A 22,964-nucleotide genomic window follows, 5' to 3' on the forward strand; every position below is an offset into this window, starting at 1 on the left:
GGAGCAACTTCTTACGCGCGCTGGCGGGCGGCTCCGGAGGACCGGACCGGCCCGGGAAGACTGAGGATGGGCACAATGAGCGACTGGACGACCTTCGGCCGGATCGACGAGGACGGCACGGTCTACGTGCGGACCGGCGAGGGAGAACGAGTCGTCGGATCCTGGCAGGCGGGCACCCCGGAAGAGGGCCTGGCCCACTTCGCCCGGCGCTACGCCGACCTGCTCACCGAGGTGGAGCTGCTGGAGACCCGGCTGGGCAACGGCTCGGCCGACCCCGGGCACACCCTGACGGCGGTGCGCAAGCTGCTCGCCGGGATGCCAGAGGCACACGTCGTCGGCGACATCCCCACGCTCACCGCTCGTCTGGAGCGCCTGGCCACCGCGGCCGAGGAGAAGGCCGGCGCGGCCAAGGCCGCCCGTGACGCCGCCCGGGTCGAGGCGGTGGCCCGCAAGACCGCCCTCGTCGAGGAGGCCGAGAAGCTGGCCGCCGAGGCGACCGGCTGGAAGGCCGCCGGCGACCGGCTCAAGGAGATCCTCGACGAGTGGAAGTTGATCCGCGGGATCGACAAGAAGACCGACGGCGAGCTGTGGAAGCGGTTCGCGGCCGCCCGCGACGGCTTCACCCGCCGCCGCGGCGCCCACTTCGCCAGCCTCGACGCCCAGCGCAAGCAGGCGCAGGGCGGCAAGGAGGAGCTCGTCGCCGAGGCCGAGAAGCTGTCGGACTCCACCGAGTGGAACGCGACGGCGGCCCGCCTCAAGGAGCTGATGAACGAGTGGAAGGCCGCTCCCCGCGCCGCCAAGGAAGCTGAGCAGAAGCTCTGGGAGAGGTTCCGCGCCGCGCAGGACGCGTTCTTCACCCGCCGCAGCGAGGTCTTCTCGGCTCGCGACGCCGAGCAGAAGGTGGCCCTGGGCAAGCGCCAGGAGCTGCTGTCGCAGGCGGAGGGGCTGGACGTGGACGCCGACCCGAAGGCCGCTCAGGCGGCGCTGCGGGACATCCAAGGCCAGTGGCACGACTCCGGCCGGGTCAGCCGGGAGGCCGCCGCCGGGCTGGAGCGCCGGCTGCGCGCGGTCGAGGACAAGGTGCGGTCGGCGATGGACTCGGCGTGGCGCCGGGTCGAGCCGTCGGCCAACCCGATGCTCGACCAGATGCGCAAGCAGGTCGCCGAGGCCGAGCAGAAGCTGGCCAAGGCGCAGGCCGCCGGCGACGCCAAGCGGATCAAGGAGGCCCAGGCCGCCCTGGACTCCAAGAAGGCGTTCCTCGCGCTCGCCGAGCAGGCGTAACCACCGACACGGCAACGGCCGCCTCCCTGCTGGGGGGCGGCCGTTCGCTTGTCTGGCTTGTCTGGCTTTGTCAGCAGGCGCAGGCGTCGACGGTCGGCGCAGCCTGCTGGGGCGCGCCGATCGTCGGCAGGCCCAGCATCACGCCCGGCGTCCGAGCCACCCGGCCGGCCTCGAAGGCGTCGCCGGCCCGCGTACGCCGATGGCTGAGCACCGCGCCGTCCGCGTTGAGGTGGTGCGGGGCGGCGTACGTGATCTCGGTGGTGATGACGTCGCCGGGGCGGATGGTCGCGGCCTCCGCCGGCGCGACGGCGAAGTGGACGAGGCGGCCGTCGCGGGCCCGCCCGGACATGCGACCGGTGACGGCGTCCTTACGGCCCTCCCCCACGGCCACGAGCACCTCGGGACGGCTGCCGATCAGCTTCTTGTTCTCGTCCCAGGTGACCTCTTCGACCACCGCGATCAGGCGCTCGTAGCGTTCCTGGACGACCTGCTTCGGCAACTGGTCCGGCATCGTCGCGGCCGGGGTGCCGGGCCGGATCGAGTACTGGAAGGTGAACGCGGAGGCGAATCGGGCCTGCCGCACCACGTCCAGGGTGGCCTGGAAGTCCTCCTCGGTCTCGCCGGGGAAGCCCACGATGATGTCGGTGGTGATCGCGGCGTCCGGCATCGACTCGCGTACCTTGTCGAGGATGCCGAGGTAGCGCTCCGACCGGTAGCTGCGCTTCATCGCCTTCAGTACGCGGTCCGACCCGGACTGAAGCGGCATGTGCAGCTGGTGGCAGACGTTCGAGGTCTCCGCCATGGCGGCGATGACGTCGTCGGTGAACGCGGCCGGATGCGGGCTGGTGAAGCGAACCCGCTCCAGCCCCTCGATCCCGCCGGTCGCCCGCAGAAGCTTGCCGAACGCGAGCCGATCGCCGAACTCGACTCCGTAGGTGTTGACGTTCTGGCCGAGCAGGGTCACCTCGAGGACGCCCTCGTCGACGAGCGCCTGCACCTCGGCGAGCACGTCGCCGGGGCGGCGGTCCTTCTCCTTGCCCCGCAGGCTCGGGACGATGCAGAAGGTGCAGGTGTTGTTGCAGCCCACCGAGATGGAGACCCAACCGGCGTAGGTGGACTCACGCCGGGTCGGCAGCGTCGACGGGAAGACTTCGAGGGACTCGAGGATCTCGACCTCGGCCTCCTCGTTGTGCCGCGCCCGCTCCAGCAGCACCGGCAGCGAGCCGATGTTGTGCGTACCGAAGACGACGTCGACCCAGGGCGCCTTCTTGACGATCTCGCCCTGGTCCTTCTGGGCCAGGCAACCGCCGACGGCGATCTGCATGCCGGGGTTCTTCACCTTCTGCGGCCGCAGATGCCCAAGGTTCCCGTAAAGCCGATTGTCGGCGTTCTCACGGACGGCGCAGGTGTTGAAGACCACGACGTCGGCGTCATCGTCCTCGGCTCGCACATAGCCGGCCGCATCCAGCAACCCGGAGATGCGTTCCGAGTCGTGCATGTTCATCTGGCAGCCGTACGTGACGACCTTGTAGCTCCGAGACACCGTAATCCTCCCTACCCGCTCCCCCAGCGTACCGACCCGGGCCGGATGGCCCGGGTCGGCCTTGCGCGGAGCCTTCAGCGTCGCGGGAGGGACGGGCCGGACCACCGCGAGGGTCCGAAATGATGGTTTCAGCGATCCTCGGCCGGAACGTAGTCGCGGCTCGAGTAGCCGACGTAGAGCTGGCGGGGGCGGCCGATCTTCGTCTCCGGGTCGTTGATCATCTCGCGCCACTGGGCGATCCAGCCGGGCATCCGGCCGAGCGCGAACAGCACCGTGAACATCTTGGGCGGGAAGCCCATCGCCTTGTAGATCAAGCCGGTGTAGAAGTCGACGTTCGGGTAGAGCTTGCGCGAGACGAAGTAGTCGTCGGCAAGCGCGATCTCCTCCAGCCGCATGGCGATGTCCAGCAGCGGGTCCGGCTTGTGCAGGCGGGCCAGGACGTCCCGGGCGGCCTTCTTCACGATGGCGGCGCGCGGGTCGTAGTTCTTGTAGACCCGGTGGCCGAAGCCCATCAGCCGGACGCCGTCCTCCTTGTTCTTGACCCGGCGGACGAACGCCTCGACGTCGCCGCCGTCGGCCTGGATGTCGCCGAGCATCTCCAGGACCGCCTCGTTGGCCCCGCCGTGCAGCGGGCCGGACAGCGCGTTCACGCCGGCCGAGATCGAGGTGAACAGGTTGGCCTGAGCCGAGCCCGCGATGCGGACCGTCGACGTGGAGCAGTTCTGCTCGTGGTCGGCGTGCAGGATGAACAGCATGTCCAGGGTCCGGGCGAGCACCGGGTCGACGTCGTACGCCGCCGCCGGCACCCCGAAGGTCATGCGGAGGAAGTTCTCGACGTATCCGAGGGAGTTGTCCGGATAGAGAAGCGGCTGTCCGATCGACTTCTTGAAGGCGTAGGACGCGATCGTCGGCACCTTGGCGAGCAGGCGGATCGTGGAGATCTCGACGTGCTCCTGGTCGAACGGGTCGAGGCTGTCCTGGTAGAAGGTCGACAGCGCGGTGACCGCCGAGGAGAGCACCGGCATCGGGTGCGCGTCGCGGGGGAAGCCGTCGAAGAAGCGCCGCAGGTCCTCGTGCAGGAGCGTGTGCAGGCGGATCTTGTCCGTGAACTCGGTGAGCTCCGCCGCGGTCGGCAGCTCGCCGTAGATCAGCAGGTACGAGACCTCCAGGAAGGAGGACTTCTCGGCCAGCTGCTCGATCGGGTAGCCGCGGTACCGCAGGATGCCGGCGTCTCCGTCGATGTAGGTGATCTTGGAGGAGCACGTGGCGGTGTTGACGAATCCGGGGTCGTAGGTCACATAGCCGGTCTGGCTGAGCAACTTGCTGACGTCCGCGCCCGCCGGCCCCTCGACCGCCTCGTGTACCGGGAGGAGGATCTGCCCGCCCGGGTGCTCAAGCTTTACGTCCGACATGGTGGTCCCTCGCACGCTTGGTGATAGTCACGGATCTCTAAGGTTTCTGGTGAATCCCTTCAGGTTTACGGTAACGGCTTGGCCACGAGGTGCGGCGAGGTCCAGCGGTGTTGTCTACGTCACGCGATCGGCGGGCCCCGCGCTAGTCCGGACGGACAGGCCGTCGTCACCAGGGTGTTATGACCCCGTGACCAAACGGGTTGCTTCCTGTCACTCAGGTCGCTCTAGACTGCCTTCGCATCAAAGCCCCTTCACGCCGGCGCCGGGCTCATGGATGCGCCTCGCCGGTCACCTCTCGGAGGACATCTGCATGACCACTGCGTCACCGGCCACGCCGCAGACCCTGATCGAGTTGGACGGTGTCAACAAGTGGTTCGGGAAGCTGCACGTCCTACGGGACGTCAACCTCTCGGTGAACCGCGGTGAGGTGGTCGTCGTCATCGGCCCCTCAGGCTCCGGAAAGTCGACTCTGTGCCGGGCGATCAACCGCCTCGAGACCATCGACTCCGGCTCGATCACCTTCGACGGCAAGCCGCTCGCGGCCGAGGGCAAGCCCTTGGCGCGCCTGCGCAGCGACGTCGGCATGGTCTTCCAGTCCTTCAATCTGTTCGCCCACAAGACGATCCTGGACAACGTCATGCTCGGGCCGGTGAAGGTGCGCAAGGAGGCCAAGGCTGCCGCACGCGAGCACGCGATGCAGCTGCTGGACCGCGTCGGCATCGCCGATCAGGCCGGCAAGCACCCGGCTCAGCTGTCCGGCGGTCAGCAGCAGCGGGCGGCCATCGCCCGCGCGCTGGCGATGCGCCCCAAGGCGATGCTCTTCGACGAGCCGACGAGCGCCCTCGACCCGGAGATGGTCGGCGAGGTGCTGGACGTCATGACCTCGCTGGCTCGTGAGGGCATGACGATGATCGTGGTCACCCACGAGATGGGCTTCGCCCGGCACGCCGCCGACCGGGTCATCTTCATGGCCGACGGCCAGATCGTCGAGCAGGCGCCGCCGGCCGAGTTCTTCGCCAACCCGCAGACGGAGCGCGCCCGGGACTTCCTGGGCAAGGTTCTGACCCACTGACCGTGCGGGGTCGCGCGACGACCAGAGTTCTCCGCTGCCGGTCCGATGCCGGTTTGCGGTGTTGAGGGAGGAGACACCATGCGTTTGACGCGCATCGCCGCGGTGGCATTGACCGCCGCGCTCGCGCTCGGCGCGGCCGCCTGTGGCGGCAGCGATGATGACACTTCGAGCAAGTTCGCCGCTGGTTCGACGATGGAGAAGCTGGCGAAGGCCGGCAAGATCAAGATCGGCACGAAGTTCGACCAGCCGCTGTTCGGCCTGAAGGGCCTGGACGGCAAGCCGGCCGGCTTCGACGTCGAGATCGGCAAGATCCTGGCCAAGGAGCTGGGGATCGACGCCGACAAGATCGAGTGGGTCGAGTCGCAGTCGAAGGTCCGCGAGGACTACATCGTGCAGGACAAGGTGGACCTGGTCGTGGCGACGTACACGATCAACGACACCCGCAAGGAGAAGGTCTCCTTCGCCGGCCCGTACTTCATCGCCGGCCAGGACATCCTCGTCCGCAAGGACGACACCTCGATCACCGGCCCGGAGTCCTTCCAGGCCGGCGACAAGAAGGTCTGCTCCGTGACCGGCTCCACCCCGGCCAAGAACATCGAGCAGTACCTCAAGGACAAGAACACCCAGCTGGTGCTGTTCGACGTCTACTCGAAGTGCCTGGACGCCCTGGCCAACAAGCAGGTCGACGCCCTGACCACGGACAACGTGATCCTGTCGGGCTACGCCAGCAAGGAGCCGGACAAGTACAAGGTGCTCGGCCAGCCGTTCACCCGCGAGCCCTACGGCATCGGCGTGAAGAAGGACGACAAGGTCTTCCGCGACTGGATCAACGACGTCCTCGAGACGGCGTTCAAGGACGGCCGTTACAAGACCGCCTGGGACGCCTCGCTCAAGGACCTCATCAAGATCCCGGACGCGCTGTCCATCCAGCGTTACTGAGTCAACCCCGTGTGGCCCGGGCTGCCTAGCCCGGGCCACACCTTGCAGAGAAGGGGCACGCCGTGGAGGTCTTCTCCGAGAAGCTCGGCGTCTTCTGGCACGGCTATCTCGGCACGCTGGAGATGTCGCTGCTCGCCGCGATCGGCGCGCTGATCCTGGGCAGCCTCGTCGCGGTGTTGCGCATCGCGCCGCTGCCCCCGTTGCGTGGTGTCGGAACCGCGTACGTGACGGTCTTCCGCAACATCCCGCTGACCGTGGTCATGTTCTTCACCGCGTTCGCCTTGCCGCTGCTCGGCAGTGACGCGGGCTTCCTGAAGGTGCCGGGGTTGAAGGAGCTGATCACCCCGCTCGGCACGGACCTGCCCTACTTCCGGTTCGCCACCATCGCGTTGACGGTCTACACCGCGGCCTTCATCTGCGAGGCGCTGCGCGCCGGCATCGGCGCCGTCCCGACCGGCCAGGCCGAGGCGGCCCGGTCGCTGGGCCTGACCTTCGGGCAGAACCTGAGCTACGTGGTGCTGCCGCAGGCGTGGAAGTACGCGGTGGTGCCGCTCGGCAGCGTCATCATCGCGATGATCAAGAACTCGGCACTGGCGGCGGCCTTCGGTGTCATCGCGACGCTGATGGGCGTCGTCGACGAACTCGTCTCCCAGGAGTACTACGACACCATCCCGGTGTTCCTCGGCGTCGTGGTCGGCTACCTCACCATGACGATTCCGCTCGGGCTGGCGCTGGACGCCGTCGAGCGCTCGCAGAAGAAGGCGGTCCGCCGATGAGCAGCGTCCTCTACGACTCGCCCGGCCCGCGTACCAAGGCGATGACGGTCATCGGCAGCATCGTCGCGGTGCCGCTCATCGCCGCCGCCGTCTACTTCTGGATCTACCGCCCGCTCGCTGACGCCGGCCAGTTCGAGGGCAAGCTGTGGGGCCCGATCGTCGACCCGAACAACCAGTACTTCTCGCTCGTCTGGGAGCGCTGGGGGGACGGCTGGCTCAACACGCTCAAGGCTGCGGTCCTGTCCATCGTCGCCTCGCTCGTGCTCGGGTCGTTGATCGCCCTGGTACGCCGGGAGCTGCGTGAACTGCGTGACCGCCGGTTCCCCGGCCTCACGCTGGCTCCAGTCCTGCGGGGCGGTGTCCTGGCGGGGCGCGGCCTGACCCGGGGCTGGGTCGAGATCGCCCGGGGTACGCCGGTCGTGACGACGTTGTTCTTCGTCTTCATGGTGCTGCCGATCTGGGGCATCGACTTCGACGACCGGATGTGGTTCCTGGTCATCGGCCTGACGATCTACAACAGCGTGGTCATCGGCGAGATCCTGCGGTCCGGCATGGACGGTCTGCCGCAGGGGCAGGACGAGGCGGCCCGCGCGGTCGGCCTCAACTCCTGGCAGTCCTCGTGGATCGTCATGTTCCCGCAGGCGTTCCGGGTCATGCTGCCGGCCCTGATCAGCCAGGTCGTCGTGATCCTCAAGGACACCTCGCTCGGTGGCGTCATCATCTCCTACGAGGAGGCGCTCGGTGTCACCAAGCAGATGGTGGAGGCGTTCCGGGGCGAGAACCTCGCGATCGGCATCCCGATGTATTTCTCCGTCGGTGTCATGTACATCGTCGTGAACTACGCGCTGTCGAAGCTCGCGGGGTACCTGCAGAAGCGGCTGTCGCGCCGGGGCTACAAGCCGGTCGACAAGCCGAGTGTGGCGATCGTGGCCGAAGCGTCTGCCGGAGCGGGCGGGGGCGCGGGCATGTCCGCCTGATTTCCCGTTACGGCGCCCGTTCGGAAGAACGGGCGCCGTTCGCATCTCTGCCGTCAGCCGAGCCCGAAGTGGGCGACAAGCTTGCCTATCTGCCCGTCGATCCCGTCGAGGCGTCCGTCGATCCCGTCGAGGCGTCCGTCGATCCCGTCGAGGCGTCCGTCGATCCCGTCGAGGCGACCCTTCATCTCTACGAGCTCATCCCGCACTTCGACAAGCTCACCCTGGATCTTGTCGACACAACGATCGAGCCCACTGATCCGGAGGGTGATCGACCCCAGACTCGACCTGGTCTCGCTCCGGAGGATGGCGAGCTTTTCCCCGACGGTCGAGACGCCCTTGTGCGTGCCTTGGATCATCCGGTAGAGGACGTCGTCCTGTTCGTCGAGTCGCTCAGCTGTCTTGATCACGTGATGGTTCTCCCGTCTGCTCGTGCTTACCGAGTTTCGGGATCGGCGCCGTCCCGCCGATGAGCCTATACCGGCGCTGAGCTGGGAATCTACGCCCATTTCTCGCGCTGAAATGCCCTACCGAAGCGCTTCTCTGTGGATCATTTGGACACTCAACAGTAGAGAGTCAGCGGGCGATCTCGGTGGTACGCGACTCGCGGACGACGGTGACGCGGATCTGACCGGGATAGGTCAGCTCCTCCTCGATCTGCTTCGCGACATCCCGGGCGAGCACGGCCGCACCGATCTCGTCGACGTCCTCCGGGCGTACCATCACTCGGATCTCCCGCCCGGCCTGCATCGCGAACACCTTGTCGACGCCGGTCTTGGAGCCCGCGATCTCCTCGATGCGCTCCAATCGCTTCACGTACGCCTCCAGGCTCTCCCGCCGTGCCCCCGGTCGTCCGCCGGAGCACGCGTCGGAGGCCTGGGTCAGGACCGCCTCGATGGTCTGCGGCGCGACCTCGTTGTGGTGCGCCTCGATGGCGTGCACGACCTCCTCGGACTCGCCGCACCGGCGGGCCAGGTCGGCGCCGATGAGGGCGTGCGAACCCTCCACCTCGTGGGTGAGCGCCTTACCGATGTCGTGCAGGAAGGCCGACCGCTTGATGAGGGCCGGATCGAGACGCAGCTCGGCGGCCATGATCCCGGCGATGTGGGCGGTCTCGACCAGATGCTTCAGGACGTTCTGCCCGTACGACGTGCGGTAGCGCAGCCGGCCCAGCATCGTCACCAGCTCCGGGTGGATCTCGGTGATGCCGACCTCGACCAGCGCGTCCTCGGCCGCCCGCAGGCACAGCCGCTCGACCTCGTCCCGCGCGGTCTCGTAGACCTCCTCGATCCGGTGCGGGTGGATCCGGCCGTCGAGGACCAGCTTCTCCAGCGTGACCCGGCCGATCTCCCGGCGTACCGGGTCGAAGCAGGACAACAGCACCGCCTCGGGCGTGTCGTCGATGATCAGGTTGACCCCGGTGACCTGTTCGAACGCCCGGATGTTCCGGCCTTCGCGGCCGATGATGCGACCCTTCATCTCGTCCGAGGGCAGATGCAGGACGCTGACGACGCTCTCGGCCGTCTGCTCGCTCGCCACGCGCTGGATGGCGTCGACGACGATGTGCCGCGCCCGGTTTTCGGCCGTGGTCCGAGCGTCGTTCTCGATGTCCCGGACCAGGAGGGCGGCCTCCCGCTTGGCCTGGCCCTCGACCGCCTCCACCAGCTCGGACTTGGCGGCGTCGGCGGTGAGTCCGGCGACCCGCTCCAGCTCCCGGCGGCGGCCCTCCTCGGCGCGGTCGAGATCCTCTGACCGCTTGTTCAGCTCCGTCTCCCAGCGGACGAGGTCGAGTTCGGCGGCGGCGATCCGCCGGTCGCGCTCGGCCAGCCGCTCGGCCTCCTCGCCGTGGAGCCGCTCCCGCTCGGCCAGCCGATCTGCCTCCTCGGCGTGTCGCCGCTCCCGCTCGTCGAGCCGCTGAGCCCGTCGTTCGGCGTCCTCAGCCTGCTCCTTCGCGGTCGCGGTGAGCAGCCCGATCTCGCGTTCGGCGCTCCGGCGGGCGGCCTGCCGGGTCTGCTCGGCGTCGATCTCAGCCTGCTTGTTTGCCCGCTCCAGGATCTGCTCGGACTCGGCGTGGGCGACGTCGATGATGCGCTGCGCCTCGGCACGGGCCGCCGTGGACTCCGCCTTCGCCGCCGCCGCGTCGGCCTTGGCCGTCGTCGCGTCCCCCCGGGCCGAGCTGGCCTCCCGCTGAGCGGTCACGGTCAAGGCCCGGGCCTGTTCCAAGGCGGCGGCCGCCTCGATGGCGGCCGCGTGAACCTGGCGGGACTCCGTGTCGTCCTGGGCGATGGGTCGCTGCCAGAACGAGTGGTCGTCCAGCGGAGCCGCCTTGGGCTTGCCGACGCCGAGGTGCTTGACGACGCGTACGCCGAGGAACAGCAGGGCGACGACACCGAGGGCGAGCAGAACGACCGCGCCTGTCAGCACTCCTTCGAGCGGACTCATGGGTCGCTCCCTTCGCCGTCACACGCAGTTGTTTCGCGATGCCCGACCACGGCGAGGGTGCACGACACCTACTCGCGCCCGGATCAACGTTCGCCCAGGTAGGCGAGCGCTGAGCCGATGCCGAGAGGCAGATCGACACTGAAACTGTTGCTCTACTGTTACGCGATCTATGTTGTGTGTGTTAACCCAAGGTGGTCGGAGGTCGCCCTCGTACCACGAGGCTAGGTTGTACGGGTCGCCCGGTCAAGAACTCATGATCAGACACGATCCGGGCGTTCCCCCTCCGAGTCCATCGCTTCGAGGGCCAACCCTTCGGCCCACTCCTGCTTAGCCTCCCAGCCCATTTCCCAGACCTTATGGCCCTCTGTGTAGTCCTCCGCCTCGTCACTGACCCGGGCGAGGACGTCCTTCACGGCGCGGAACGCGATACCGGGGGGATAGCCCTTGCGGGCGAGCATGCTGACCAGCTTGCGGAAGACCTGATCAGGTTCGCCGCGAACCGTCCGCAGCTTCCGCTCGACCAGCTCCCGGGCGGTGACCTCCTCGGTCTCCACCTCCAGGTCGGCCAGCGCCTCCTTGATGACCTCCTGATCGACGCCACGCCGGCGCAGCTCCTGGCCGAGCGCGCGGCGGGCCAGCCCCTTGCCGTGATGCCGGGAGTCGACCCACGCGCGGGCGAAAGCGGCGTCGTCGATGATGCCGACCTCGTCGTAGCGGTCGAGCACCTCCTCGACGATCTCGGCGGTGATGCCGCGCTTGGTCATCGCCGCGGCCAGCTCGGACCGGGTCCTGGGGCGTACGGAGAGCTGGTTGAGGCAGATCTCCCGGGCACGCTCCCGCTCGTCCTTGGGCGGCTCCGGCTTCTTCTCCCGGAGGCCGTCTCGCAGGCTCTGCGGCGGCGTCTCCGGGGCGACCGCGGCGGCCTCTGGATCGGGGCCCCACAGGTCCGGATCGTTCTCCGGCTCCACGTGCTTGGCGCGGGACCGGCGCGGCCGCCTCGCCGGGGCGGCGTCCCACCCCCGGCCGGAGCGTCCTCGTATCGTCATTCGGCTACCCCTTACGTCGGCTTGGCCGGCCTCCGCCGGCTGGCCAGCCTGGCCGGCCTCCGCCGGCTCTCGTCGGCTTGGCCGGCTCTCGTCGGCTTGGCCGGCTCTCGTCGGCTTGGCCGGCTCTCGTCGGCTTGGTTGGCCTTCGCCGGTCGGTTGGCCTTCGCCGGTCGGCTGGCCCAACAGTTGATCTTGGCGAGTTCGGGTCGCTATAGCGACACTTTCTCGCCTAGATCAACTGACCTCGGCGGCGGCCCGAAGCGGCCGCGTCCCGCAAAGCGAACGCGCCCCGAGCGCGAACGCGGCCCCCGAGCGCGAACGCGCCCCGGAAGAAAGCGCGCCCGAAAGCGAAAGGGCGTGGTCGCCGATGAGCAGCGTCCACGCCCTGAAGTGCGAAGAGATCAGAAGTCGACGGGCGGCAGCGCCGGGCCACCGGCCTCGTCGTTGCCCGCGTTCACGCCCACACCGAGCTTCTCGAGGATCTTCTTCTCGATCTCGGCGGCGACGTCGGGGTTCTCCTTGAGGAACTCCCGCGCCTTCTCCTTGCCCTGGCCGAGCTGGTCGCCCTCGTAGGTGTACCAGGCGCCGGCCTTACGGATGATGCTCTGCTCGACGCCGACGTCGATCAGCGAGCCCTCGCGGGAGATGCCCTTGCCGTACATGATGTCGAACTCGGCCTGCCGGAACGGGCTGGACACCTTGTTCTTGACGACCTTGACCCGGGTCCGGTTGCCGACGACCTCGGTGCCGTCCTTCAGGCTCTCGATCCGGCGGACGTCCAGGCGGACCGACGCGTAGAACTTCAGCGCCTTACCACCGGTGGTGGTCTCGGGCGAGCCGAACATGACGCCGATCTTCTCGCGCAGCTGGTTGATGAAGATCGCGGTGGTGTTCGTGTTGTTGAGCGCACCGGTCATCTTCCGCAGCGCCTGGCTCATCAGCCGGGCCTGCAGGCCGACGTGGCTGTCGCCCATCTCGCCCTCGATCTCGGCGCGCGGCACGAGCGCGGCCACCGAGTCGATCACGATGAGGTCGAGCGCGCCGGAGCGGACCAGCATGTCCGCGATCTCCAGCGCCTGCTCGCCGGTGTCGGGCTGGGAGACCAGCAGCGCGTCGGTGTCGACCCCGAGGGCACGGGCGTATTCCGGGTCGAGCGCGTGCTCGGCGTCGACGATCGCGGCGATGCCGCCGCTGCGCTGCGCGTTGGCGATCGCGTGCAGGGCCAGCGACGTCTTACCCGAGGCCTCCGGGCCGTAGATCTCCACGATCCGGCCTCGCGGCAGGCCGCCGACGCCCAGCGCCACGTCGAGGGCGATGGAGCCGGTCGGAATCACAGCCATCTGCACCTGCGGGCGCTCGCCCAGGCGCATCACGGAACCCTTGCCGTGGGCTTTTTCGATCTGGGCCAGCGCTAGATCGAGCGCCTTTGACTTGTCAGGACTTGCCACTGCCATGCCTGCCACCCCTTGTTGGCCCGCCTTCGCGGGGGCCTTCGCCGTCGAGCTCTTCGTCACGCCGGACACGTTATGCGCCGGGTCTGACAAAACCGCGCCACCCCACTGTCATCCCGACCGAGGACGATACCCGTACACCTGTACTATGCGCTACCTTGACACGCTAGCGCAGCCGAGACGGCACTCGGTCGGGGTAATTCGCCACGACAGCCCGCCAGACGACGATCGCGTCGACCCCGGAGCGCAGCGCGTCGTCGATCGTCTGACCGAGCTGCGGCAACACTTGATCGGCGGCCACCGACCGCGCGTACGCGGGGCCGAAGGACTCCCCCATCCGCCGCCAGAAGTCGCTCAGCTTCATGCTCACCGTCCGCTCATCCGTGGTGTCTCCGGTCCAGCCTGCCCGGTTCGCAGCGTCAGCGCCAGCAGCGGCACCACCGCCAGCGCGGCCAGCAGTGTGAGCATCGGGTAGGAGCCGAACTGCACGATCACTCCGGAGAGCAGGCCGGCGGCCGCGCCCGCCACCCCGGTGGCCAGGTCGGACAGGCCCTGAGCGGCCGCCTTCACCGGCAACGGGACGCTCGCGGCGAACAGCGTCGAACCGGCCACCATGGTGCACGACCACCCCTGACCCAGCAGAATCAGGCCGAGCGCCAGGCGTACCACATCATGGCCGGAGGTGCCCGCGACCGCGCACGCCGCGGTCAGCAGGACCACCCCGGCGAGGATGACCCGCCGCGGCCCGAGCCGGTCGGTGGCCCAGCCGACCAGCGGCGACAGGCCGTACATGCCCGCGATGTGCAGGCCGATCACGAACCCGACGATGGTCAGCGAGGCGCTGCCGTGATGTGTATCTCCGATGTGGATGGGCGTCATGGACATCACGCCCACCATCACCAGGTGGCCCAGGGCCGTCGCGACCAGGCCGAGCCGCGCGCCGGTGATCGACCAGACCACCGTCGCGGCCTGGCGGAAGGTGGTCGTCGCCGCTGCGGCGGCCGGCGGGGCGACCGTCGCCACCCCGCCTGAGCCGACCGGCGCGACGGGCGGAGACGGCTCCGGCGCGAGCCGTTTGGCCAGCTTGAGCGGGTCGGGCCGGAGCACGGCCATGATCCAGGCAGCGCAGGCCAGGAACGTCGCGGCCGAGGCGAGATACGGCGCGGCCAGCACCGGGATGCCCGTGCCCGCCACGAGCCGGCCGACCGGGGCGGCGAGGTTCGGCCCGGCCACCGCGCCGATGGTGGACGCCCAGATCACCCAGGAGAGCTGCCGCCCACGCTGCGCCGGCTCGGCGAGGTCGGCCGCCGCGTAGCGAGACTGGTACTTACCGGTGTTGCCCGCCCCGAACAGGAACATCCCGACGATGAGCAGCGCGACGTGCCGCCAGGCCGCGGCGGCCACCACCGTGACCGCGCCGGCCGCGCCGACCAGATAGGACAGCGCCAGGCCGGGCCGGCGGCCGTACCGGTTCATGATGCGGCTGGCGGGCAGCGCACTCAGCGCTCCGCCGACCACCGCGACGCTCTGCGCCGCGCCGGACAGCGCGGTGCCGACCATCTCCTTCGTGAGCAGCGCGCCGACCGAGATGCCGATCGCCACACCGAGGCCGCTGACGATCTCGTTCGCGACCAGGACGCGCACCGTGCGGCGCTGGACGCGCGCGACATCGACCGATGACACTTCGGATGCTCCGAGGGGTAAGGAGTGAGGGTGGATCTGTCACCCTACCCTTAACGATCATCCAGTCGTGATGCCAACTCGTTCCGGCGCAGGTCAGACGGTCCAGCGGCGACCGCTCGCGGCCGCCGCGAAGGCGTCCGCGAAGGGCTCGATGTCCGCTTGGGTCACGTTCGCGATGGTTACTCGTACGCCGGGCGGACTGGCCACTCGGTGCAAGCTGCCCGGGGCGACCGCGTAACCGGAATCGCGAAGCGCGGTGAGGACCCGGGTCTCGTCATCGACGGGAATCCAGACGTTGATGCCGGTCCGGCCGTGCGCGGTGAAGCCTCTGGCCCGCAACGCGGCGACGAGCGCGTCCCGGCGGGCGTCGTACTCCCGGGCGGCGGCCGAGGTGTCGGCGGTCTCCCACAGCCGGACGAGCGTCCGCTGCAGGACGGTGGAGACCCAGCCGGCGCTCAGCCGACGGCGTCCCTCGACGCGAGCGACCGTCGCGGGGTCGCCCGCGAGAACGGCGATCCGCAGATCCGGTCCGTACGGCTTGGAGGCGCTGCGCAGGAAGACCCAGCGCGGCGTCACCCCGGCCAGCGACGCGAGCGGGACGGCCGCCAGCTCGGCCGCGTGATCGTCCTCGATCAGCAGGACATCCCGGTCTTTCAGTTCCACGGCCAGTTGGCGGGCGCGTTGTGCCGTCACCGCCGCACCGGTCGGGTTCTGCGCCCTGGTCGTGACGATGACCGCCTTGACGCCCTTCTGGAGGGCCGCTCGGAGTCCTTGGGGAGTCGGGCCGTCGTCGTCGACCGGAATCGGCACGACCGACAACCCGTGCGCCGCCACGAGATCCAGTGAGGCGGCCCAGCCCGGGTCCTCCACGCCGACCGGGTCGCCGGGCCGCAGCATGGTGCTGAACAGCAGGTCGAGGCCGTCCAACGCGCCGCCGACGACGGTGAGCGCGGCGTCGGCGGGCAGGTCCGGCAGCCGCTCGCGGGCCCGCTCGGCCAGCTCGGGCAGCACGCCGGCGTCCCGGTAGTTCGCGGTCACCCCCTGCGCGGCGACGTGGGCCAGGACGGGCCCGAGATCGGGCAGCAGACTCGGTTCGCCGAGCGCCAGATCCAGTACGCCGTCCGGCACGACCGGCCCGCCGGTGCTGCGATCGGCCGAGATCGGCGGCTCGGGGCGTACGCGGGTGCCGTGGCGACCCTGCGTCTCGACGATGCCGCGCTGCCGGAGTTGCTGGTACGCCGCCGCCGCGGTGTTCGCCGCCACGCTCAGCTCGGCCGCGAGCGCCCGAACCGTCGGAAGCAGGTCGCCTGCTCGCAGCGCACCCGTACGCACGCCGTCCTCGACGCTGCGCACGATCTCGGCTGCGGTCTTCCCGGAGATCTGATACTGTACCGCCACAGTTTCGAGACTGTACCAGAACAAAGGGCGGACCATGTACACCAAGACCCCTCGGACCACCAGTCTCCGCGAGAAGGACCGGATGAGCTACTCCCGCGAGGAGGCGCACACCATTCTCGACGAGGCCTGGTTCTGCACGCTCTCGTTCGTCCACGACGGCGAGCCGCGCGCCCTGCCCACCCTGTTCGTACGCGTGGACGACGTGGTCTACGTGCACTTCTCGACCGGCGGCCGGGTGGCCTTGGGCGGCCGCGCCGACGACCTCCGCGTCTGCCTGAGCGTCACCCACCTCGACGGCCTGGTGCTCGCCCGGTCGCAGTTCCACCACAGCGCCAACTACCGGTCGCTGGTCGCGCACGGCGTCGCCGTCACGGTCACCGACCCGGCCGAACGCGACCTGGCGTTCACCGCGCTCACGGAGAAGGTCGGCGCCGGCCGGGCCGCCGCGACCCGCCCGCCGAACGCGAAGGAGGCCGCGCAGACCGCCGTCCTGCGACTGGCACTGGACGAGGTGAGCGTGCGGGCGCGTACCGGTGGGGTCAACGAGGAAGAGGACGACCTCGAGCTGCCGCACTGGGCCGGGGTGCTGCCGATGCGTACGGTGGTCGGCCCGGCGCGCCGGGATCAGGGTGTCACCGCTCCCCTGCCCGACTATCTGCGTACGGTCCCGAGCGCGTGGCACGAGGCGCCGACGCTCAAGGGCGAGCACGTGATCCTCGAACGCCTGGACCTGTCCCACGCGCCCGGCCTGTTCGCCGCCGTCGGCGGGGACGACGAGGTGTGGCGCTACCTGCTCAACGACACCCCGCACACGGTCGAGGAGATGGCCCAGCTCGTCGCCGACGCCGAAGACCAGCACGTACGCGGTGCTCGGGTGCCCTGGGTGCAGCGGGACGCGGCCACCGGCGAGATCGTCGGCACCACCTCGTTCTACGGAGTCGACCCGCACAACCGCTCCGTCATCATCGGCATCACCACATTGGGGCGACGGTGGTGGCGTACCGGGATCAACACGGAGTCGAAGCTGCTCCTGCTCCAGCACGCGTTCGACACCCTGGGCTGCGTACGCGTCCAGTGGGAGGCCAACTCGCTCAACACCCGGTCGCACACCGCGATCGAGCGCCTGGGCGCGACCCGGGAAGGCGTCCTGCGGCGGCACAAGAAGCTGTCCGACGGCACGTGGCGGGACACCTTCGTCTTCGGCCTGACGGCCGAGGAGTGGCCGGCGGCACAGTCTTCTTTGCGGGCGCGGCTCCGCCCTAGGCTTACCTGATGCTCGGCGTGACAGATCTGGGGACGTATGTCCTCGGCACGGTGGCGATCATCCTGCTGCCCGGCCCCAACTCGATGTACGTCCTGTCGACGGCGGCCTCGAACGGCGTACGCCGGGGGTATCAGGCCGCCTGCGGCGTGTTCCTCGGCGACACCATCCTCATGATCGCCTCGGCCGCCGGGGTCGCCTCGCTGCTGCGCGCCTTCCCGCCCGTGTTCCTGGCCCTCAAGTACGCCGGCGCGGCGTACTTGGCGTATCTCGGTCTGAAGATGTTGTTCGCTCGGCCGGCTGCCGCCCCCGCCGAGGAAGCTGAGCCTGCGGTAGATCGGCCGTTCCGGCGGGCGTTCACGATCAGCCTGATGAACCCGAAGGCGATCCTCTTCTTCATCTCCTTCTTCATCCAGTTCGTCGACCCCGCGTACGCCCACCCGGCGGTGACCTTCACCGTGCTGGGCGCGATCGTGCAGCTGTTCAGCTTCCTCTACCTGACCGCGCTCATCTTCACCGGCGACCGGCTCGCCGCGGTGTTCCGCCGTCGGCGACGGTTGGCTCGCGCGGGTGCGAGCGCTATCGGGGTGCTGTTCCTGGGCTTCAGCCTGCGCCTCGCCACCGCTTCCCTCTAACCCCTCCCCGTTGATCATGGAGTTGACTGTGGTCTCGACGGCGTGTCGACACCGGAAACTCCATGATCAACGCAGTGGGCGGATGCCACGGTCAGGTGAGGGCGAGGTCGCCTCGGCCGAGGGCGGTGACGATCTCGTTCAGCACCGGCACGTCCGCGCTGACCGGTCGCCGGGCGAAGCGCTGGTGACTGCGATGCCGCCTGACGACGACGAAGTGCACCGCTGCGCGTACCAGTGCTCGATCCGCGGCGCTGGAGCGAGTCGTCTCCGCGACCAGTCGGCGGAGGGTGACCGCGATGCGTTCGGCGAGCGGGAGGTCGTGCGGGGCGCGGACCTGGACCCAGGCCAGGTGACCGTCGAGCTGGCGGAGCAGCACGTCTGATTCGTGGGCGGCGGTGCGGCGCGGGCGGATTCGACGGTCGTCCATTGCTGGGACCCCCAGGCTGATTCGATGGACTACTCAACGTCTCTACGACGGTAACCGAGAGTCACGAAACGGGCAAGACTTGCATGGTGGACGATTTGCGCACGCCGCCGTTTGTCAGGGGTTCGGGGCAGGATGGATGACGTGACCGACGTGCTGGAGCTGTTCGGCCCGGCGACCCGGGAATGGTTCTCGACCGCCTTCGCCGCCCCCACCGCCGCCCAGGCGGGCGCGTGGCAGGCCGTGGCGGCGGGGCGGCATGCCCTGGTCGTGGCACCGACCGGGTCCGGCAAGACGCTCGCGGCGTTCCTGTGGGCGCTGGACCGGCTGGCCCACGAGCCCGTGCCGGCCGAACCCGAGAAGCGCTGCCGGGTCCTCTATGTGAGCCCGCTCAAGGCGCTCGCGGTCGACGTCGAGCGCAACCTGCGGACGCCGCTGACCGGCATCCGGCACGCCGCCGACCGGCTCGGCCTCACCGAGCCCGCGGTGACCGTGGCGATGCGGACCGGCGACACCCCCGCCGACGAGCGGCGAGTGTTCGCCAAGCGCCCGGCCGACATCCTGATCACCACGCCGGAGTCGCTGTTCCTGCTGCTCACCTCGCAGGCACGGGAGGCGCTGCGGGGCATCGAGACGGTGATCCTCGACGAGGTCCACGCGGTCGCGGGGACCAAGCGCGGCGCACACCTGGCGCTGTCGCTGGAGCGGCTGGACGCGCTGCTGGCCAAGCCCGCGCAACGGATCGGGCTGTCGGCCACCGTGCAGCCGACCGAGGTGGCCGCCCGGTTCCTCGGCGGGGCCGCGCCGGTAGAGGTCGTCCAACCGCCGACGGCCAAGACGATCGAGGTCTCGGTCGAGGTGCCGGTCGAGGACATGACCGCGCTCGACGAGGGCCGGGCCGACGACGAGGGGCCCCGGCGCGCCTCCATCTGGCCCGCCGTCGAGGAACGGGTCTACGAGCTGATCAAGGGGCACCGGTCGACGATCGTCTTCACCAACTCCCGGCGAGGCTCGGAGCGGCTGTGCGCCCGGCTGAACGAGCTGGCGGTGGAGGACCTCGATCGCGCGATCCCGATGCCGGCGCAGATCATGGCGCAGGCGGGCGCGGGTTACGGAGCGCCGGGCGTGATCGCCCGCGCCCACCACGGTTCGGTGTCCAAAGAGGAACGAAAGCACATCGAGGAGCAGCTGAAATCGGGGCAGCTGCCCGCCGTCGTCGCCACCTCCAGCCTCGAACTCGGCATCGATATGGGCTCGGTCGACCTCGTGGTGCAGGTCGGCGCGCCGCCCAGCGTCTCGGCCGGCCTCCAGCGGGTCGGCCGCGCCGGGCACCAGGTGGGCGCGATCTCCCGTGGCGTGGTCTTCCCGATGCACCGTGGCGACCTGCTCACCTCGGCCGTGGTCTCGCGGCGGATGGTCGGCGGCACCCTGGAATCGCTCGACTACCTGCACAGCCCGCTCGACGTGCTGGCCCAGCACATCGTGGCGATGACGGCGCTCGACGAGTGGACCGTCGCCGACGCCGCGACCCTCGTCCGGCGGGCCGCACCCTTCGCGGAGCTGCCCGACTCGGCCCTGCACTCGGTGCTCGACATGCTTTCCGGCCGCTACCCGTCGACCGCGTTCGCCGAGCTGCGGCCGCGCATCGTGTGGGATCGGGCCACCGACCGGATCACCGGCCGGCCCGGCAACCAGCGCCTCGCGGTCACCAGCGGCGGCACCATCCCCGATCGAGGGCTGTTCGGCGTCTTCCTCGCCGGCGCCGCGAAACCCGCCCGCGTCGGGGAACTCGACGAGGAGATGGTCTACGAGTCCCGGGTCGGCGACGTCTTCGCCCTCGGCACCAGTTCATGGCGGATCGAGGAGATCACGCCGGATCGCGTACTGGTGTCGCCGGCGCCCGGCCAACCGGCGCGGCTGCCGTTCTGGAAGGGCGATCAGGCCGGGCGACCGGTCGAGCTCGGCAAGGCCATCGGCTCCTACCTGCGTACGCCGTCTGATGTGGAGGGATTGGATCCGGCGGCCCGGGAGAACCTGTCGGCGTACCTGGCGGAGCAGCGTGAGGCCACCCGGCACCTGCCCGACGACCGGACCGTCCTCGTCGAGCGGTTCCGGGACGAACTCGGCGACTGGCGGATCGTGCTGCACTGCGTACTGGGAGCGCCGGTCAACGCGCCGTGGGCGTTGGCCATCGGGCAGCGGCTGTCCGAACGCCTCGGCGTCGACGCCCAGGTCCACGCGGCCGACGACGGCATCGTCATCCGGCTGCCTGAGGGCGCGGAGGAACCGCCGAGCGCGGCCGACCTAGTCTTCGACCCCGACGAGATCTCGATGATCGTGGCCGACGGCGTCGGCGGCTCGGCCCTGTTCGCGTCGCGGTTCCGCGAGTGCGCCGCGCGGTCGCTCCTGCTTCCCCGGCGCGACCCGGGCAAGCGGCAACCGTTGTGGCAGCAGCGTCAGCGGGCCGCCCAGTTGCTCGACGTCGCCCGGGACTTCCCCGACTTCCCGGTCACGCTGGAGGCGGCGCGCGAATGCCTGCGCGACGTCTTCGACCTGCCCGCCCTGACCGACTTGATGCGCTCGGTCGCGGCTCGACGCGTACGCCTCATCGACGTGAGCACGGCCAAGCCGTCACCGTTCGCCCGCTCGCTGCTGTTCGGCTACGTCGGCGCCTTCCTCTACGGCGAGGACGTCCCGCTGGCCGAACGCCGGGCGGCGGCGCTGTCGCTGGACCCGACCCTGCTGGCCGAGCTGCTCGGCCGGGTCGAGCTGCGGGAACTGCTCGACCCCGCCGTCATCGAGGCGGTCGCCCAGCGTCTGCGGTGGGCCGAACGGCCGCTCCGCGACGGCGAGGACGTCGTCGAAGCACTGCGTCAGCTGGGCGAACTGACTCTCGACGAGCTGACCGCGCTCGGGGCGTCGTTCGAGTGGCTGGCCCCGCTCGAACGGACCAACCGGATCGTCCGCGTCCGCGTGGCCGCCCAGGACTGCTACATCCTGGCGGAGGACGCCGGGCGCTATCGCGACGCGCTCGGGGTGGCGCTCCCGCCGGGTCTTCCGGCTGCGTTCACGGCTCCAGTGCCCGATCCGCTCGCCGACCTGATCAGCCGATACGCGCGTACGCACGGGCCGTTCCGAGCCGATGAGTGCGCGGCGCGCTTCGGGCTCGGCGTGGCCGTGGTCGACCACACGCTCCGGCGGCTCGCCGCGACCGGCCGGGTCGTGTCGGGCGAGTTCACCGCCGCGTCGGACGGCGGGCACGTCGAATGGTGCGACGCCGAAGTCCTCCGGATGCTGCGGCGACGGTCGCTGGCCGCACTGCGGAAGGAGATCGAGCCGGTGCCGCCGCGGGTGCTGGGCCGATTCCTCTCCCGCTGGCAGGGCATCGGGCGAAGCCGGAAAGGGCTGGACGGGGTCGCCGACGTCGTCGCGCAGTTGCAAGGCGTACCGGTGCCGGCGTCGGCGCTGGAGCGCCTGATCCTGCCGGCCCGGGTCGATGGCTATCGTCCGTCCGATCTGGACGAGTTGTGCGCCACCGGCGAGGTCGTCTGGTGTGGGGCGGGACCGATTCAAGGCGCCGACGGCTGGATCTCGTTGGCCTTCGCGGATTCCGCTCCTCTGCTGCTGCCACCGGCGCTCGACCAGGAGTGGCCGGCGCTCCACCAGTCCATTCTCGACGCTCTCGGCGGCGGCGCGTTGTTCTTCCGCCAGCTCCCCACGGCCGCCGACGAAAGCGAGGTCGTCGAGGCGCTGTGGGACCTCGTCTGGGGCGGGCTGGTCGGCAACGACACGCTGGCCCCAGTGCGAGCGTTGCTCTCGGGCGGCTCCGGCGCGCACAAGTCCCGGCCCGCCCCCGGACGTTCGCGCTATCAGCGCAGTGGGCGCGTCTCGCTGAGCACACTGCGGCAAGGCCCGCCGACCGTGGCTGGGCGCTGGCACCTGGTCGTCGACCGCGACCTCGACCCCACCCGGCGGGCAGCCGCGCTGGCCGACTCGCTGCTGGAGCGGCACGGCGTCGTCACCCGCGGAGCGGTAGCGGCCGAGGGTCAGCCCGGTGGCTTCGCGGCCGTCTACCCCGTCCTGTCCGGGCTGGAAGAACGCGGTGCGGCCCGCCGGGGCTACTTCGTCGAAGGGTTGGGTGCGGCGCAGTTCGCCCTGCCCGGCGCGGTTGACCGGCTCCGGTCGTACGCCGACCGCACCTTCCCAGCCGAAGTGCTCGCGGCGACCGACCCGGCCAACCCGTACGGCGCGGCGCTGGACTGGCCCCCGGCCGACGGCGGGCACCGACCCGGTCGTAAGGCGGGCGCACTCGTCGTCCTCGCCGACGGCGAACTCGCCCTCTACGTCGAGCGCGGCGGGCGTACGCTGCTCACCTTCTCGGCGGAGCGACCCGTGCTCACGGCGGCGACGAAGGCGCTGGCCGAAGCCGTCCGAGGTGGGGCACTCGGCAGCCTCAGCGTCGAACGGGCCGACGGCGAGGCGGTGCACGACAGCGTACTGGGCGAGGCGTTGGCCGCGGCCGGATTCACCGTGACGCCACGGGGACTGCGGCTTCGCGCCTGACCCCGTCCCCGATGGGCCGGAGCTGGGCCTCCGTCGGCGGACTCGGCTTCCCGGTCGGCGAGGG

General features: G+C 69.9%; 18 protein-coding genes. 8 read left to right on the forward strand and 10 right to left on the reverse strand.

The genetic code is table 11. From position 1 onward, the window contains the following. Nucleotides 1–75 precede the first annotated feature (75 nt). On the forward strand, nt 76–1,281 hold the full coding sequence (locus tag HDA40_RS16485) for a DUF349 domain-containing protein (RefSeq protein ID WP_253756734.1): 1,206 nt from the start codon (nt 76–78) through the stop codon (nt 1,279–1,281). Nucleotides 1,282–1,351: 70 nt separating this feature from the next. Here the strand turns inward: HDA40_RS16485 and miaB are convergent, their stop codons facing one another. Together miaB and HDA40_RS16495 are read right to left on the reverse strand one after the other, a co-directional pair. Then, nucleotides 1,352–2,824, reverse strand: a complete 1,473-nt coding sequence (miaB, locus tag HDA40_RS16490) for a tRNA (N6-isopentenyl adenosine(37)-C2)-methylthiotransferase MiaB (RefSeq protein ID WP_372502876.1) — start codon at nt 2,822–2,824, stop codon at nt 1,352–1,354. A 128-nt stretch (nt 2,825–2,952) separates the two neighbouring features. Further along, the gene (locus HDA40_RS16495; protein WP_253756736.1) at nt 2,953–4,236 is read right to left on the reverse strand and encodes a citrate synthase; all 1,284 of its coding nucleotides are present in this window, start codon (nt 4,234–4,236) and stop codon (nt 2,953–2,955) included. 310 nt (nt 4,237–4,546) lie between these two features. Between HDA40_RS16495 and HDA40_RS16500 the strand changes: the two genes are divergently transcribed. From HDA40_RS16500 to HDA40_RS16515, 4 genes are all read left to right on the forward strand, one after another. Continuing rightward, nucleotides 4,547–5,308 (forward strand): amino acid ABC transporter ATP-binding protein, encoded by a 762-nt coding sequence (locus tag HDA40_RS16500; protein WP_275978253.1) that lies wholly within the window; start codon nt 4,547–4,549, stop codon nt 5,306–5,308. 78 nt (nt 5,309–5,386) lie between these two features. Next, nucleotides 5,387–6,247: a glutamate ABC transporter substrate-binding protein gene (locus HDA40_RS16505; RefSeq protein ID WP_253756738.1), complete on the forward strand. Its 861-nt coding sequence runs from the start codon at nt 5,387–5,389 to the stop codon at nt 6,245–6,247. 62 nt (nt 6,248–6,309) lie between these two features. Continuing rightward, entirely contained in the window at nt 6,310–7,023 is a 714-nt protein-coding gene (locus HDA40_RS16510; protein WP_253756740.1) for an amino acid ABC transporter permease, read from the forward strand. Further along, the gene (locus HDA40_RS16515) at nt 7,020–8,000 is read left to right on the forward strand and encodes an amino acid ABC transporter permease (RefSeq protein ID WP_253756742.1); all 981 of its coding nucleotides are present in this window, start codon (nt 7,020–7,022) and stop codon (nt 7,998–8,000) included. The genes HDA40_RS16510 and HDA40_RS16515 overlap by 4 nt, the downstream gene beginning before the upstream one ends. Before the next feature lie 53 nt (nt 8,001–8,053). On the opposite strand, the gene HDA40_RS16520 is transcribed toward HDA40_RS16515, so the two are convergent. The 7 genes from HDA40_RS16520 to HDA40_RS16550 form a co-directional block, all read right to left on the reverse strand. After that, nucleotides 8,054–8,407, reverse strand: a complete 354-nt coding sequence (locus HDA40_RS16520; RefSeq protein ID WP_253756744.1) for a hypothetical protein — start codon at nt 8,405–8,407, stop codon at nt 8,054–8,056. Nucleotides 8,408–8,573: 166 nt separating this feature from the next. Then, nucleotides 8,574–10,439 carry a ribonuclease Y gene (gene rny, locus HDA40_RS16525; protein ID WP_253756746.1) on the reverse strand — a complete coding sequence of 622 codons (1,866 nt, stop codon included), beginning with the start codon at nt 10,437–10,439 and terminating at the stop codon, nt 8,574–8,576. A gap of 257 nt (nt 10,440–10,696) precedes the next feature. Continuing rightward, the gene (locus tag HDA40_RS16530; protein WP_253756748.1) at nt 10,697–11,485 is read right to left on the reverse strand and encodes a regulatory protein RecX; all 789 of its coding nucleotides are present in this window, start codon (nt 11,483–11,485) and stop codon (nt 10,697–10,699) included. A gap of 401 nt (nt 11,486–11,886) precedes the next feature. Beyond that, nucleotides 11,887–12,939 carry a recombinase RecA gene (gene recA, locus HDA40_RS16535; protein ID WP_253756750.1) on the reverse strand — a complete coding sequence of 351 codons (1,053 nt, stop codon included), beginning with the start codon at nt 12,937–12,939 and terminating at the stop codon, nt 11,887–11,889. A gap of 163 nt (nt 12,940–13,102) precedes the next feature. After that, the gene (locus HDA40_RS16540) at nt 13,103–13,300 is read right to left on the reverse strand and encodes a DUF3046 domain-containing protein (RefSeq protein ID WP_253763652.1); all 198 of its coding nucleotides are present in this window, start codon (nt 13,298–13,300) and stop codon (nt 13,103–13,105) included. A 2-nt stretch (nt 13,301–13,302) separates the two neighbouring features. Beyond that, complete coding sequence (locus tag HDA40_RS16545; RefSeq protein WP_253756752.1) at nt 13,303–14,619, reverse strand: MFS transporter; 1,317 nt, start codon at nt 14,617–14,619, stop codon at nt 13,303–13,305. A 93-nt stretch (nt 14,620–14,712) separates the two neighbouring features. Next, entirely contained in the window at nt 14,713–16,017 is a 1,305-nt protein-coding gene (locus tag HDA40_RS16550) for an aminotransferase class I/II-fold pyridoxal phosphate-dependent enzyme (protein ID WP_253756754.1), read from the reverse strand. Nucleotides 16,018–16,051: 34 nt separating this feature from the next. Between HDA40_RS16550 and HDA40_RS16555 the strand changes: the two genes are divergently transcribed. Together HDA40_RS16555 and leuE are read left to right on the forward strand one after the other, a co-directional pair. After that, nucleotides 16,052–17,290 carry a bifunctional pyridoxamine 5'-phosphate oxidase family protein/GNAT family N-acetyltransferase gene (locus HDA40_RS16555; RefSeq protein WP_253756756.1) on the forward strand — a complete coding sequence of 413 codons (1,239 nt, stop codon included), beginning with the start codon at nt 16,052–16,054 and terminating at the stop codon, nt 17,288–17,290. Further along, nucleotides 17,290–17,913 (forward strand): leucine efflux protein LeuE, encoded by a 624-nt coding sequence (leuE, locus tag HDA40_RS16560; RefSeq protein ID WP_253756758.1) that lies wholly within the window; start codon nt 17,290–17,292, stop codon nt 17,911–17,913. Before HDA40_RS16555 ends, leuE begins: the two co-directional genes overlap by 1 nt. Before the next feature lie 91 nt (nt 17,914–18,004). Here the strand turns inward: leuE and HDA40_RS16565 are convergent, their stop codons facing one another. Beyond that, entirely contained in the window at nt 18,005–18,340 is a 336-nt protein-coding gene (locus tag HDA40_RS16565; RefSeq protein WP_253756760.1) for a hypothetical protein, read from the reverse strand. Between the two features lie 132 nt (nt 18,341–18,472). Between HDA40_RS16565 and HDA40_RS16570 the strand changes: the two genes are divergently transcribed. Further along, nucleotides 18,473–22,900, forward strand: coding sequence for an ATP-dependent helicase (locus HDA40_RS16570; RefSeq protein WP_253756762.1), 4,428 nt, complete (start codon nt 18,473–18,475; stop codon nt 22,898–22,900). Nucleotides 22,901–22,964: the final 64 nt, after the last annotated feature.

It is taken from the genome of Hamadaea flava, from assembly GCF_024172085.1.
Lineage (GTDB): Bacteria > Actinomycetota > Actinomycetes > Mycobacteriales > Micromonosporaceae > Hamadaea > Hamadaea flava.